Source organism: Blastococcus sp. SYSU DS1021 (genome assembly GCF_054050995.1).
On the sequence record NZ_JBJHAL010000011.1, the window covers coordinates 51,960 to 65,394 of the forward strand.

Genomic DNA, 13,435 nt, shown 5'->3' on the forward strand with positions numbered 1-13,435 from the left:
CCGCTCCGTGCCGGGTCGGCGACCCGGCACGGGCGTAGACTCGACACCCGGTCCAGCGACGCCCCTCAGACGCAGCCCCAAGACGAAGAAGGCACTCGACCCCGTGTCAAGCGTGAACTCATCCCGCCCGTCGTCCACCTCGTCCCCGGTCGCCGGTTTCGGCACCAACGAGTGGCTGGTCGAGGAGATGTACCAGCAGTTCCTCGCCGACCCGTCCAGCGTCGATCAGGCGTGGCACGAGTTCTTCGCCGACTACCGGCCGGGCAGCCCCGTCGGTGGCGGTGACCGCGAGCAGGCGCCGCCCGCCAAGGGCGCCCCCGCACCGGCGTCCCCGCCGCAGTCCGCTCCGGCGCCCAGCGCGGCGCCGGAGCCCGCCGGCGCGGCAGCGCCGGACGTCCAGCGCCCGGCCGCCGGGTCCGAGCCGACCGGGAGCGCACCCGTGCAGAAGAGCAACCCGAAGCCCGCCGCCCCCGCGCAGAAGGCCGCCCCCGCGGAGAAGGCCGCTCCCGCCGCCAAGCCGGCGCCCAAGCCGTCGGCCGGCGACGGCAAGCAGTCCCCGCTGCGCGGCGCTGCCGCCGCGGTGGTCAAGAACATGAACGCCTCGCTGACCGTGCCGACGGCGACGAGCGTGCGCGCGGTCCCGGCGAAGCTGCTGGTCGACAACCGCATCGTCATCAACAACCACCTGGCCCGCGCACGCGGGGGCAAGGTCTCCTTCACGCACCTGATCGGCTACGCGCTGATCCGGGCGCTCGACGCGTTCCCGAACATGAACAGCGCCTTCGCCGAGGTCGACGGCAAGCCGGTGCTGGTGGCGCCCGAGCACGTCAACTTCGGGCTCGCCATCGACCTGCCCAAGCCCGACGGCTCGCGGTCCCTGGTGGTGGCGTCGATCAAGGCCGCCGAGGAGATGGACTTCGCCGCCTTCTGGGCCGCCTACGAGGACATCATCCGGCGCGCCCGGAACAACAAGCTGACGATGGAGGACTTCTCCGGCACCACGATCAGCCTGACCAACCCGGGCACGATCGGCACCAACCACTCGGTGCCGCGGCTGACCGCCGGGCAGGGCGCGATCATCGGCGTGGGGGCCATGGAGTACCCCGCCGAGTTCCAGGGGATGAGCCCCGAGGTGCTCACGGACATGGGCGTCTCGAAGATCATCACGCTCACCTCGACCTACGACCACCGGATCATCCAGGGCGCGGAGTCCGGCGACTTCCTGCGCAAGCTGCACTCGCTGCTGCTGGGTGAGGACGGCTTCTACGACGAGGTCTTCCGCTCGCTGCGGATCCCCTACGAGCCGGTGCGCTGGATGCCGGACGTGCGGGTCACGCGCGAGGGGCAGATCGACAAGGAAGCCCGGGTCATCGAGGTCATCGAGTCCTACCGGCGCAACGGCCACCTCATGGCCGACACCGACCCGCTCGAGTTCAAGGTCCGCACCCACCCCGACCTCGACATCCTCCAGCACGGTCTCACCCTGTGGGACCTGGACCGGACGTTCCCGGTCGGCGGTTTCGCCGGTGAGCGGCTCATGCCGCTGCGGGACATCCTCGGCGTGCTGCGCAACTCCTACTGCCGCACGGTCGGCGTGGAGTACATGCACATCACCGATCCCGAGGAGCGCGAGTGGCTCCAGCAGCGGATCGAGATCAAGCACGAGCAGCCCGACCGCGAGAAGCAGAAGCACGTGCTCGGCCGGCTGAACGCCGCCGAGGCGTTCGAAACCTTCCTGCAGACGAAGTACGTCGGGCAGAAGCGGTTCAGCCTGGAGGGCGGGGAGTCGGTCATCCCGATCCTCGACGAGGTGCTCATCGCCGGCACCGACCACGGGCTCGACGAGGTCGCGATCGGCATGGCCCACCGCGGCCGCCTCAACGTCCTGGCCAACGTGCTCGGCAAGAGCTACGCCAAGATCTTCGGTGAGTTCGAGGGCAACATCGACCCGGGCACGGTCCAGGGCTCCGGCGACGTGAAGTACCACCTCGGCGCCACCGGGACGTTCCGCAACCCGTTCCGCACCGACGCCGAGATCGCCGTCTCGCTGGCCAGCAACCCGTCCCACCTGGAGACGGTCAACCCCGTCCTCGAGGGCATCGTCCGCGCGAAGCAGGACATGATCGACAAGGGCGAGCAGGGCTTCACGGTCCTGCCGCTGCTGCTGCACGGCGACTCCGCGTTCGCCGGCCAGGGCGTGGTCCAGGAGACGCTGAACCTCTCCCAGCTCCGCGGCTACCGCACCGGCGGCACCGTGCACGTCGTCATCAACAACCAGGTCGGCTTCACCACCAGCCCCGGCTCGGCGCGCTCGACGCTCTACTCGACCGACGTCGCGCGGATGGTCAACGCCCCGATCTTCCACGTGAACGGGGACGACCCCGAGGCCTGCGTGCGGGTGGCCCGGCTGGCGGTCGAGTACCGGCAGCAGTTCAAGAAGGACGTCGTCATCGACCTCGTCTGCTACCGCCGGCGCGGGCACAACGAGGGTGACGACCCCTCGATGACCCAGCCGCAGATGTACGACATCATCGACCGCAAGCGCTCGGTCCGGAAGCTCTACACCGAGGCGCTGGTCGGTCGCGGCGACATCACGCTCGAGGAGGCCGAGGAGGCCCTCAAGGACTACCGCGGCCAGCTGGAGCGCGCCTTCGCCGAGACCCACGACGCGCAGGACTCCTCCAAGCCCGAGCCGGTGATGGACCCGCGCACGCCGCAGGAGTCCACGGTGCAGACGGCCGTCACGCAGGAGGTCCTCAAGACCATCGGTGACGCGCACGTCTCCTTCCCGCCGGACTTCACGCCGCACCCGAAGCTGCAGAAGATGCTGGAGAAGCGGGCCGCGATGGCCAGCGAGGGCGGCATCGACTGGGCCATGGGCGAGTTGCTGGCGTTCGGCTCGCTGCTGATGGAGGGCGTGCCCGTCCGGCTGGCCGGGCAGGACTCCCGCCGCGGCACCTTCGTGCAGCGCCACTCGGTGCTCATCGACCGGGAGAACGGCGCGGAGTACACCCCCCTGGCCAACCTGACCGAGGACCAGGCGAAGTTCTTCGTCTACGACTCGCTGCTGAGCGAGTACGCGGCGCTCGGCTTCGAGTACGGCTACTCGGTGGCCAACACCAAGGCACTGGTGCTCTGGGAGGCCCAGTTCGGCGACTTCGTCGACGGCGCCCAGATGGTCATCGACGAGTTCATCAGCTCCGGCGAGGCCAAGTGGGGCCAGCGCTCCGGCGTCGTCCTGCTGCTGCCGCACGGCATGGAGGGTCAGGGTCCCGACCACTCCAGCGGCCGCATCGAGCGGTTCCTGCAGCTGTCGGCGGAGAACAACATGACCGTCGCCAACTGCACGACCCCCGGCAACTACTTCCACCTGCTCCGCCGTCAGGCGCTGTCGGACGTGCACCGGCCGCTGGTCGTCTTCACGCCGAAGTCGCTGCTGCGGGCGAAGGCGGCGGTCAGCCCGGTCGCGGACTTCACCGAGCAGAACTTCCGCCCGGTGCTGCCCGACACGGGGGTCGGTGGGGAGGCCCTGGACGCCGGCGCGGTGAAGCGCGTGCTCCTCTGCAGCGGCAAGGTCGCCTACGACCTCATGGCACAGCGGGAGTCCGACGGCCGCGCCGACACCGCGATCGTGCGGGTCGAGCAGCTGTACCCGCTGCCGGCCGAGCAGATCCGCACCGAGCTGGAGCGCTACCCGAACGCCACCGACGTGGTGTGGGTGCAGGAGGAGCCGGCGAACATGGGCGCCTGGCAGTTCATGGCCGTCAACCTGCCCGAGGAGCTGCCGGAGGGGCGGAAGCTGCGTCGGGTCAGCCGCCGGGCGTCGGCCAGCCCGGCGGTCGGCTCGGCGAAGGTGCACGAGGTCGAGCAGCGCAAGCTGGTCGCCGAGGCCTTCGCCGGCTGACCTGGCCGGCTGAGCCGGCACCGGACCGTGCGACGCCCGGTCCCCGATCCGCTCGGGGACCGGGCGTCGTAGGTTCTGGGGCATGTACTTCACCGATCGGGGCCTCGAGGAGCTGGCCGGACGGCGCGGCGAGGAGCAGGTGACCCTGGCCTGGCTGGCCGACCAGATGCAGGCGTTCGTCGACCAGCACCCCGACTTCGAGGTGCCCGTGGAGCGGCTGGCCACCTGGCTGGCCCGCGGCGGCACGGACGACGACGACCTCGACGAGTGACCGGCCCCGCCGCGGGCGCGGATCTCCCGCTGTCGCGGGTGCGTGTCCGGGCCGACGTCGCCGATCCCGACGCCTGGTTCTGGGACCTGCCGGGCGTCGCCCAGCTGCGCTCCGGCGGGATGGAGCTCGCTCCGCTGACGGTGGTCGTCGGGGAGAACGGCAGCGGCAAGTCCACGCTGCTGGAGGCGGTCGCCCGTGCGTGGGGCGCGTCGCTCACCGCGCAGGTGAAGCACTGGGGGCCGTTGGCCCCGGCCGTGGACGACTCGGAGCTGCACCGTGACCTGCTGCTCGACGGCCAGCGCCCACGGCCGCAGGGAGGCGTCTGGCTCCGGGCGGAGGCCATGCACGACCACTTCGCCGGGATGGACGCCTCCCCGGCCACCCGCGCCTTCGACGGCGTGCCGCTCAACGCGCGCTCCCACGGCGAGGGCTTCCTGGCCTTCCTCGAGTCCCGGACCCTCGAGCGCGGGCTGTGGGTGCTCGACGAGCCGGAGTCGGCGCTGTCGTTCCGGTCGTCGCTCCGGCTGATGGCGCTGCTGCACGGCGTCGCCGGCACCGGATCCCAGGTGCTGCTGGCCACCCACTCCCCCGTGCTGGCCGCGCTCCCGGGCGCCCGCGTCTACGAGCTGGACGAGACGGGGTTCGCCGAGCGCCCGTGGGCCGAGCTGGACCTGGTGCGCGACTGGCAGACCTTCTTCGCCGCGCCCGAGCGGCTGCTGCGCCACCTGCTCGACGACTGATCGACGGGGACACGCCGCAGCGCCTGCCCGGCCGCGGCTCGGCGCGGCGGCACGCTGGGCACGTGCTCGGTCACTCCCACGCGCTCTCCGGCCTGGCCGCAGGCGCCGCCACCCTGCCGTGGGCCCCCGTGCAGGGAGCGGTCGGCCAGGCGGCCTGGGTCGCCGCCGTCGGCGGCTTCGCGATGCTGCCCGACCTCGACCACCGCAACTCCACCGTCTCGGACATGTGGGGCCCGGTCACCGACGTGCCCGCGGGCGCGATCGGGGCGCTGTCCGGCGGGCACCGCTGGGGCACCCACGACGCCGTCCTCGCCCCGATCGCCTTCGGAGCGCTGGCCATGGCGGCCTCCGGCGCGTTCTGGTCCAGCCTGCTGCTGCTCGCGCTGGCCATCGGGCTGGCGCTGCGCGCCCTGCACTTCGTCATCCCCGGTCGCACCGAGACCACGATCCTGGGCAACCTGGTGCTGTCGTGGGGCGGCGCCTGGCTGCTGCTGGACCACACCACCTCCCCGTCCTGGCTGCCCTGGGCGGTCGCGGCCGGTGTGCTCACCCACATCGCCGGCGACGCGATCACCACCGCCGGGGTGCCGGTGCCGCTGCTCTGGCTGGGGAAGCGCAAGCGGCTCGCGCTCTCCCCCATCCGCACCGGCGCGACCGTGGAGCGGGTGGCCCTGGTGCCGCTGTTCGTCGTCGCCACCGTCGTGCTCGCCTACACGAACACCGAGCTGCACCTGGCCGTCGACCGACTGCTCACCGCCGGCTGAGTTCGGCAGCACGGTGCGCCAGGTGTGCGGAGGTCCGAGCGGGGCCATCGGGCCGGACCGGCGCCGGACGCCGGCACCGGAGCCGTCCGCCGGCTGCGCGCTCGCCGAGGCCGAGCACCTCGCCATCTGCGGGAACACTCCGCAGCTCCCCGCCGAGCCGGGCGCCCCGGGCAGCGACTGGCGCCCCACCGTCGACGTCACCACACCCGGAGGTCCGCGATGCCTCGTCCCGATCCCCGCCACGACCCCTGGCACGCCCCGGACCCGAACTTCCTCGGCGAGCAGTCCCAGGGCACCCCGGGCAACCACGCCGGACCCGACCTGGCCCTCGCGCGGCTGCTGGGCTGGTTGCTCGGCCGCAGGGACGGCCGCACCACCCGCCAGGCCGTCGAGGCCCGCGCACGGAAGGCCCGACTCAAGGCCGAACGCAAAGCCGAACGCAAGGCCGAACGCAGGGCCGCCAAGCGCTCACGTTGACCTGGCGACGCTGTCAGCGGGGGTCAGGGCGTGCGGACGGCGCAGCACACCATGCTGTCGAACTCGGCACCGGCTGGGCACAGCTCACGGGCGGGGGTTGGTGCGCGTCCACCCTCGGTCGTCCCGCCGGGCTCCCTGGGCGGCCCGGCAGCGGCGGCAGACCTCCTGCACCTCCTCGGCGTGCCGGCCCGACTCCGGCTGCACGTCCGGCCAGCCGACGTGCGGGAAGCGGGTGAGCCGCGAGCGGTGCAGCGACAGCCCGCAGGAGGTCTCGTTGCGCCCGCGTTCCCAGGCGTGCACCTCCCCGGCGGGGTACCGGATCCCGTCGTCGGGATCGACCCACTGACCCGAGGCGGCGACGGCCGCCCTGCTGGCTCCCATGCGCGGTTCGGTACCCACGATCGGCCCCTGGGACAAACCGCTCGCCGTGATCGGCCGGGACCCGCAGACTCCAGGGGTGGAAAGACTGTCCGACAAGCTCCTGAACTGGGCGAGCATCCTCGACGACGAGACCCGCCGGCAGGCCGAGCGCACCGCCTCCCTCGACATCGTCGACCCCCACGTGGCGCTCATGCCCGACGCGCACCTCGGCAAGGGCGCGACCGTGGGGTCGGTGCTGCCGACGCGCGCGGCGATCATCCCGGCGGCGGTCGGCGTCGACATCGGCTGCGGCATGATCGCCGTCCGCACACCCTGGTCGGTGGACGAGGTGCGGGCACGTGGCCCCCTGGCGCCGCTGCGCGGGGACATCGAGCGGGCGGTCCCGCTGTCGGCGGGCCGGTACAACAAGAAGCTCACCGCGACCGCCCGGCGGCGGGTGGAGGAGCTGGAGGCGAAGGCCGAGGAGCTCGGCGACCGCGTGCTGGCCTCGGTCACGACGACGGCGCCGAACTGGGCGATGCAGCTGGGCAGCCTCGGTTCCGGCAACCACTTCATCGAGGTGACCGCCGACGAGCGCGACCGCGTCTGGCTGTTCCTGCACTCGGGCAGCCGCGGAGTGGGCAACAAGATCGCCCAGAAGCACATCGCGATCGCCCAGGAGCGGGCCCGGCGGGACGGCCTGGACCTGCCCGACCGCGACCTCGCCTGGCTCGACGAGGGCACTCCGGAGTTCGACCGGTACGTCGCCGAGCTGCGCTGGGCGCAGCACTTCGCGCTGCTCAACCGCGAGGAGATGATGGACCGGGTCGCCGACTGCCTGGCCCGGCACATGCGGGCCGACAGCACGCCGGAGCTCGAGCGGATCAACTGCCACCACAACTTCAGCCAGCACGAGAAGCACTTCGGCGAGCAGCTGTGGGTGTCGCGGAAGGGCGCGATCCAGGCGGAGAAGGGGCAGGCGGGGCTCATCCCCGGCTCGATGGGGACGGCGAGCTACGTCGTCACCGGCCTGGGCAACCCGGAGTCGCTGAACAGCTCGCCGCACGGCGCCGGCCGGGTGTTCTCGCGCACGAAGGCGCGCAAGACGTTCACCCGGGCCCAGCTGGAGGAGTCGATGCGCGGCATCGAGTGGCGGCACAGCGACGCGTTCCTCGACGAGATCCCCGCCGCCTACAAGGACGTGGACGTCGTCATGGCCGACGCGGCCGACCTGGTGGAGGTGCGCCACACGCTGCGCCAGCTGGTGAACGTGAAGGGCGACTGAGCCGCTACCGTGCAGCACTTGTGACGGCCGTCTCACCTGGTCCCCGGCTCGACCGGGGCGTCCACCTCGGGTACGCGCTGGGCTCGATCGGGACGGCGGCGTTCGGCACGGTGCCGGGGCTGCTGCTCCTGTACTACCTGACCGACGTGCTGGGCGTGGCCGCCGGGGTCGCGGGTCTGGTGGTGTTCCTGCCCAAGGCGTGGGACGTCTGGCTCAACCCGTGGATCGGCAGCCGGTCGGACCGCACGGTGAGCGGCTGGGGGCCCCGCCGGCCGTGGATGCTGGCCGGCGGGGTCACCCTGCCCCCGCTGTTCGTGCTCGTGTTCGCCGGCCCCGGCGCCCCGCCCTGGGTGGCCGCCACCTGGGTCGCGGTGACCTTCCTGCTGGCGGCCACCGCCTACGGGCTGTTCCAGGTGCCCTACGTCGCCCAGCCGGCGGAGATCACCGACGACCCGGGTGAGCGGGCCACCCTGATGTCGTGGCGCGTGGCGGCGCTCGCCGTCGGCATCCTGCTCGCCGGCGCCGGGGCGCCCGCCGTCGTCGACCTGGCCGGCGGCGGGCGCGGCGGTCACCTGGCGATGGCGGTCTTCGTGGCCGTGCTGCTGGCGGTCGGCATGCTGGGCGCGGTCGCCGGGACCCGGCGGGCGCCGACGCTCACCCAGGTGCGCAGCGAGGAGCGGCTGGGCGCCGCGCTGGCGCTGGCGTGGCGGTCCCGGCCGTTCCGGGTGCTGCTCACCGGGTTCGTCGTCCAGGCGCTGGGGATCGGCGTGATGCTGGCCGGGGTGCCGTACTACTCGCGCCAGGTCCTCGGCGACCCGGCCGCCGGATCGCTGCTGTTCGCCGCGCTGGTGGGCCCGGCGATCCTCGTCATGCCGCTGTGGCTGCGGGTCAGCCGCACCGTGGGCAAGCGCGCCGGGCTGCTCTCCTCGGCCACTCTCTTCGCGGCCGCGGCGGCGGGCCTGGCGGTGGGCGACGCGGGCGGGACCGGGCTGGTGCTGGCCCTCGTCGTCCTCGTGGGGATCGGCTACGCCGGCATGCAGATGTTCCCGCTCGCCATGCTGCCCGACGTCATCGCCGCCGACGAGGCGGCGTCCGGCCGGCGACGGGCCGGCGTGTTCACCGGGGTCTGGACGGCGGCCGAGACCCTCGGGCTCGCGATCGGCCCGGGGCTGCTCGGCGGACTGCTCGCGCTGGCCGGCTACGTCTCCTCCACCGGTGGGGAGACGGTGACCCAGTCCTCGACCGCGCTCACCGCCGTCCGGCTCGGCTTCAGCGTGCTGCCCGCCGTGCTCGTCCTGGCCAGCCTGCCCGTGCTCGCCCGCTACCGCCTCACCCCCGCGACCGCCCAGGAGGTCCCCGCGTGAACCCGCAGGACGTGCTCGCCGAGCTCACCGCGTTGCAGGCCGGCGACGTGCCCACCCACGGGGGCGCCACCATGGCCTACGTCTACGACTCCGGCCGGGCCGAGGTCGAGGAGCTGGCGGCGGCCGCCCAGGCGGCGTTCCAGTGGACGAACGCGCTGGACCCGACCGCCTTCCCCAGCGTGGCCCGCATCGAGAACGACCTGGTCGGCGCCGCGCTCGGACTGCTCGGCGGCGGGCCTGATGCCGTGGGGACGCTGACCAGCGGCGGCACCGAGAGCTGCGAGCTCGCCGTCCTCGCCGCGCGCGAGCAGTGGCGGGCGCGGGGCGGGGCCGGACGGCCCCGGCTGCTCCTGCCGGTCACCGCCCACGCGGCCTTCCGCAAGGCCGCGCACCTGTTCGGGGTGGAGGTCGTCGACATCCCCGTCGACGCGGAGACCTGCCGCGCCGACCCGTCGGCGGTGGTGCGGCAGCTGGACGAGCGCACCGTGCTGGCGGTCGTCAGCGCGCCGTCCTACCCGCACGGAGTGCTCGACCCCGTGGGGGAGATCGCCGGGCTCGCGGCCGGCGCCGGGGTGCCCTGCCACGTGGACGCCTGCATCGGCGGCTGGGTGCTGCCCTTCCTGGACGACGTCCCGGAGCCCTTCGACCTGTCGGTACCGGGGGTGACGTCGCTGTCGGTGGACCTGCACAAGTACGGCTACGCGCCCAAGGGCGTCTCGGTCCTGCTGACCGCCACCCCCGAGCTCCGGCACGCGCACTGGTTCACCACCGCCGGCTGGCCGGGCTACCCGGTGGTCAACCCGACCCTGGCCGGCACCCGCCCGGCCGGGGCCATGGCGGCCGCCTGGGCGGTGCACCGGTGGCTGGGCGACGACGGCTACCGGGAGCTCGCCGCCCGCGCGCGCCGGGCCACGTGCGCCCTGGTCGAGGGCGTGGGCGACATCCCCGGGGTGCGCGTGGTCGGGCGCCCCGCCACCACGCTCGTGGCGCTGGCCGCGGACGGCCCGGACGGCGTGGACGTCCTCAACCTCGCCGACGAGATGACCGCCCGCGGCTGGCTGCTGCAGCCGCAGCCGCCCTTCACCCAGGACGATGGGGACCTCCCGGCCACCCTGCACCTCACCGTCACGGCGGCCACCGCCGACCGGGTGACGGCCCTGCTGGCCGATCTCCGCGACGCGGCACGGGCGGCCGCCGCGCTCCCCCGCCCCGTGCCCGATCCCGAGCTGGTGGCGGCGGCCGCCACGATCGACCCCGCGGCGCTGACCGTGGCCGAGGTGGAGGCGTTGCTCGAGCTGGCCGGGATCTCCGGCGGCTCGCTCCCCGAGCGCATGGCCCCGGTGCACGCCCTGGTCGCGGCGCTGCCCCGACCGGTCGCCGAGCGGCTGCTGGCCGGCGTCCTCGGCCGGGTCTACCGGCCCTGATGTCCTTCCGGCCCCGTCCCGGGGCCCGCCCTGAGCGTGCGAAGGGCGGGGAGGACGAGGTCCTCCATCAGCGGGTGACGCCCTGGTCGCGCGCACAGGCCGCCACGGCCTCGGCGACGGCGGTCGCCACCCGGCGGTCCAGCGGGCTGGGCACGATGTAGTCGGGCCGCAGGTCGGCACCGACGACGCCGGCGATGGCCGTGGCGGCCGCGAGCTTCATCTCCTCGGTGATGCTGGTCGCGCCGGCGTCGATCGCGCCGCGGAAGACCCCCGGGAAGGCGAGCACGTTGTTGATCTGGTTCGGCAGGTCGCTGCGGCCGGTGGCGACGACGGCGGCGTACTTGGCGGCCATCTGCGGATCCACCTCGGGCGTCGGGTTGGCCAGGGAGAACACGATGCAGTTCTCCGCCATCGACGCGATCGCCTCCTCGGGGACCGAGCCCCCGGAGACCCCCAGGTAGACGTCGGCCCCGCGCAGCGCCGAGACCATGGAGCCGGCGAACCCCGACGGGTTGGTGTTCTCGGCGAGCCACCGCTTGGTGCCGGTCAGCCCGTCGCGGCCGAGGTGCAGGACGCCGCGCGAGTCGGCCACGGCGATCTCTCCCACCCCCGCCTCGAGCAGGATCTTGGTGCAGGCGACGCCGGCGGCGCCGGCGCCCGAGACGACGACCCGCAGGTCCCCCAGTTCCCGGCCGACCACCGCCGCGGCGTTGCGCAGCGCGGCGAGCACGACGATCGCCGTGCCGTGCTGGTCGTCGTGCATGACGGGGATGTCCAGGCGCTCGCGCAGCCGGGCCTCGATCTCGAAGCAGCGGGGGGCGCTGATGTCCTCGAGGTTGATCCCGCCGAACGACGGCGCGATGGCGGCGACCGTCTCGACGATCTCGTCGACGTCGGTCGTGGAGAGGACGATCGGCACCGAGGAGAGACCGGCGAACTCGCTGAACAGGCAGGCCTTGCCCTCCATCACCGGCAGGGACGCGGCCGGGCCGATGTCGCCGAGCCCGAGGACGGCGGTGCCGTCGGAGACCACCGCGACGACACGGGGCGCCCAGGTGAACCGGCGGGCCAGCTCCGGCTCGGCGGCGATCGCGCTGGACACCCGGGCGACGCCCGGCGTGTACGTGAGGGCGAGGTCGGCGATGGAGCCGATCGAGCGGGTGGAGGACACGGAGAGCTTCCCGCCCTCGTGCACCGCGAACGCCGGATCGGCGGCGAAGCGGTCGGTGCCGACGTGGTCCCCGGAGGCCGGATTTCCGCTCATGGGCACAGCAGCGTAACCACGGCCGGAGGCCGCCCTGTCGCTACGGTGCGCACGTGGAGATCAGCGAGCTCGCCGTGCCCGACAGTTACGTCATCGATCTGACGCCGCACGGGGACACGCGGGGCAGTTTCACCGAGTGGTATCGCGCCGACCTGCTGTCCCAGACAGTGGGACACCCGCTGACCCTGGCGCAGGCCAACCACAGCGTCTCCAGCGCGGGCGCCCTGCGCGGCGTGCACTTCGCCCTGGTGCCCCCCGGTCAGGCCAAGTACGTCTACTGCCCCTCCGGCCGGGTGCTCGACGTCGTCGTCGACGTGCGCGTCGACTCCCCCACCTTCGGCGTGCACGACGCGGTGCTGCTGGACAGCGAGCAGCCGCGCGCGGTCTACCTGGCCGAGGGGCTGGGCCACGCGTTCGTCGCCCTCGCCGACCGCAGCTCGGTCACCTACCTGGTCTCCTCCGCCTACGACCCGGGCCGGGAGTTCGGCATCTCCCCCCTGGACCCCGACTTGGACCTGCCCTGGCCGTCGGGCCTCGATCTCCAGCTGTCGGCCAAGGACCGGAACGCGCCCACCCTCGCCGAGGCGCGCGAGCAGGGGTTGCTGCCGACCATGGCCGAGTGCGCCGCGCGGTACGCCCAGCTACGCGAGGTCTGAGAGCGGACCCGGCGGAGGGGCGTCCGGGAGCCGGCCGGGGCGCGGCCAGAGCCGGCCCACGACGCGGCCGACGGCGACGGCGACACCGAAGGAACGGCTGTCGTCGGTCAGGAACGGGTTGTCCCCCTCGACCCAGCACCCGCCGTCGACGGCGCGGCGCACCCGCTTGACCACCAGCAGCTCCGGTCGGGCCGGGAAGCGGGCCAGCACGACGTCACCGGGGCGGACCGGCCACCCGACGGGCAGCCGCCGCACGACCAGCCGGTCCCCGTGCCGGACGGTGGGTGACATCGACGGGCCGGCCACCCGGGCCAGCACCCAGCGCGCCGGCAGCCCGGGAACGCCCTCCGGACCGCGACCGCCCGACGTGTTCGCGCTGATCACCGGGGGTAGGGTCGCAGAAGATCCAACCCCACGAACCCGGAGGCACCTCTCATGCGTCTGTTCCGCATGTTCTCCGCCGTGGAGGCCACCGCGCACTGCGACCTCCCCTGCGGCGTGTACGACCCGGCCCAGGCCCGCATCGAGGCGGAATCGGTCAAGGCCATCCAGGAGAAGTACCAGAGCAACGAGGACCCGGTCTACCGGACCCGCGCGATCATGATCAAGGAGCAGCGGGCCGACCTGGTCAAGCACCACCTGTGGGTGCTGTGGACCGACTACTTCAAGCCGCCGCACTTCGAGAAGTACCCGCACCTGCACGAGCTGTTCAACAAGGCCACGAAGCAGGCAGGTGCGGCCGGCGGCAAGGGCAGCATGGACCCCGCCGAGGGCCAGAAGCTGCTCGACTACATCGCGGAGATCGACAAGATCTTCTGGGAGACCAAGGCCGCTGCCTGAGCCTCCCGCAGGACCCCTCGGCTGCCGGGCCGCCCACGTGGGCGGCCCGGCAGCCACGTCTCGTGCAGCCCTTCGGGCCTGGCGGC

13 protein-coding genes are annotated in these 13,435 nt (G+C 73.3%); 10 read left to right on the forward strand and 3 right to left on the reverse strand.

Annotation, left to right across the window (positions count from 1 at the left end; translation table 11 throughout):
- The first annotated feature begins 112 nt into the window (after positions 1-112).
- The 5 genes from ACI8AP_RS10315 to ACI8AP_RS10335 all read left to right on the forward strand — a co-directional run bounded on the left by ACI8AP_RS10315 (position 113) and on the right by ACI8AP_RS10335 (position 6,156).
- Positions 113-3,904 carry a multifunctional oxoglutarate decarboxylase/oxoglutarate dehydrogenase thiamine pyrophosphate-binding subunit/dihydrolipoyllysine-residue succinyltransferase subunit gene (locus tag ACI8AP_RS10315; RefSeq protein ID WP_456589248.1) on the forward strand — a complete coding sequence of 1,264 codons (3,792 nt, stop codon included), beginning with the start codon at positions 113-115 and terminating at the stop codon, positions 3,902-3,904.
- Positions 3,905-3,986: 82 nt separating this feature from the next.
- Complete coding sequence (locus ACI8AP_RS10320) at positions 3,987-4,175, forward strand: DUF6104 family protein (protein ID WP_456589249.1); 189 nt, start codon at positions 3,987-3,989, stop codon at positions 4,173-4,175.
- Positions 4,172-4,915 carry an AAA family ATPase gene (locus ACI8AP_RS10325; RefSeq protein ID WP_456589250.1) on the forward strand — a complete coding sequence of 248 codons (744 nt, stop codon included), beginning with the start codon at positions 4,172-4,174 and terminating at the stop codon, positions 4,913-4,915. Before ACI8AP_RS10320 ends, ACI8AP_RS10325 begins: the two co-directional genes overlap by 4 nt.
- A gap of 62 nt (positions 4,916-4,977) precedes the next feature.
- Positions 4,978-5,679, forward strand: a complete 702-nt coding sequence (locus ACI8AP_RS10330; RefSeq protein WP_456589251.1) for a metal-dependent hydrolase — start codon at positions 4,978-4,980, stop codon at positions 5,677-5,679.
- A 219-nt stretch (positions 5,680-5,898) separates the two neighbouring features.
- Positions 5,899-6,156, forward strand: coding sequence for a hypothetical protein (locus ACI8AP_RS10335; protein ID WP_456589252.1), 258 nt, complete (start codon positions 5,899-5,901; stop codon positions 6,154-6,156).
- A gap of 84 nt (positions 6,157-6,240) precedes the next feature.
- On the opposite strand, the gene ACI8AP_RS10340 is transcribed toward ACI8AP_RS10335, so the two are convergent.
- Positions 6,241-6,537, reverse strand: a complete 297-nt coding sequence (locus ACI8AP_RS10340; RefSeq protein WP_456589253.1) for a hypothetical protein — start codon at positions 6,535-6,537, stop codon at positions 6,241-6,243.
- A gap of 76 nt (positions 6,538-6,613) precedes the next feature.
- Between ACI8AP_RS10340 and ACI8AP_RS10345 the strand changes: the two genes are divergently transcribed.
- Genes ACI8AP_RS10345 through ACI8AP_RS10355 form a run of 3 tightly spaced genes read left to right on the forward strand, consistent with a single transcriptional unit; the run spans position 6,614 to position 10,589 of the window.
- On the forward strand, positions 6,614-7,801 hold the full coding sequence (locus tag ACI8AP_RS10345) for an RtcB family protein (RefSeq protein WP_456589254.1): 1,188 nt from the start codon (positions 6,614-6,616) through the stop codon (positions 7,799-7,801).
- Positions 7,802-7,821: 20 nt separating this feature from the next.
- The gene (locus tag ACI8AP_RS10350) at positions 7,822-9,165 is read left to right on the forward strand and encodes an MFS transporter (protein WP_456589255.1); all 1,344 of its coding nucleotides are present in this window, start codon (positions 7,822-7,824) and stop codon (positions 9,163-9,165) included.
- The gene (locus ACI8AP_RS10355) at positions 9,162-10,589 is read left to right on the forward strand and encodes a pyridoxal phosphate-dependent decarboxylase family protein (protein ID WP_456589256.1); all 1,428 of its coding nucleotides are present in this window, start codon (positions 9,162-9,164) and stop codon (positions 10,587-10,589) included. Before ACI8AP_RS10350 ends, ACI8AP_RS10355 begins: the two co-directional genes overlap by 4 nt.
- A 67-nt stretch (positions 10,590-10,656) precedes the next feature.
- On the opposite strand, the gene ACI8AP_RS10360 is transcribed toward ACI8AP_RS10355, so the two are convergent.
- Positions 10,657-11,853 (reverse strand): NAD(P)-dependent malic enzyme, encoded by a 1,197-nt coding sequence (locus ACI8AP_RS10360; RefSeq protein ID WP_456589257.1) that lies wholly within the window; start codon positions 11,851-11,853, stop codon positions 10,657-10,659.
- A gap of 53 nt (positions 11,854-11,906) precedes the next feature.
- On the opposite strand from ACI8AP_RS10360, the gene ACI8AP_RS10365 reads away from it, so the two are divergent.
- On the forward strand, positions 11,907-12,509 hold the full coding sequence (locus tag ACI8AP_RS10365) for a dTDP-4-dehydrorhamnose 3,5-epimerase family protein (RefSeq protein WP_456589258.1): 603 nt from the start codon (positions 11,907-11,909) through the stop codon (positions 12,507-12,509).
- Here the strand turns inward: ACI8AP_RS10365 and ACI8AP_RS10370 are convergent.
- Positions 12,495-12,893, reverse strand: coding sequence for a S26 family signal peptidase (locus ACI8AP_RS10370; RefSeq protein ID WP_456589259.1), 399 nt, complete (start codon positions 12,891-12,893; stop codon positions 12,495-12,497). The genes ACI8AP_RS10365 and ACI8AP_RS10370 overlap by 15 nt on opposite strands.
- A 51-nt stretch (positions 12,894-12,944) precedes the next feature.
- Here ACI8AP_RS10370 and sodN point away from each other — a divergent pair, with 51 nt between their 5' ends.
- Positions 12,945-13,349, forward strand: coding sequence for a superoxide dismutase, Ni (gene sodN / locus ACI8AP_RS10375; RefSeq protein ID WP_456589260.1), 405 nt, complete (start codon positions 12,945-12,947; stop codon positions 13,347-13,349).
- Positions 13,350-13,435 lie beyond the last annotated feature (86 nt).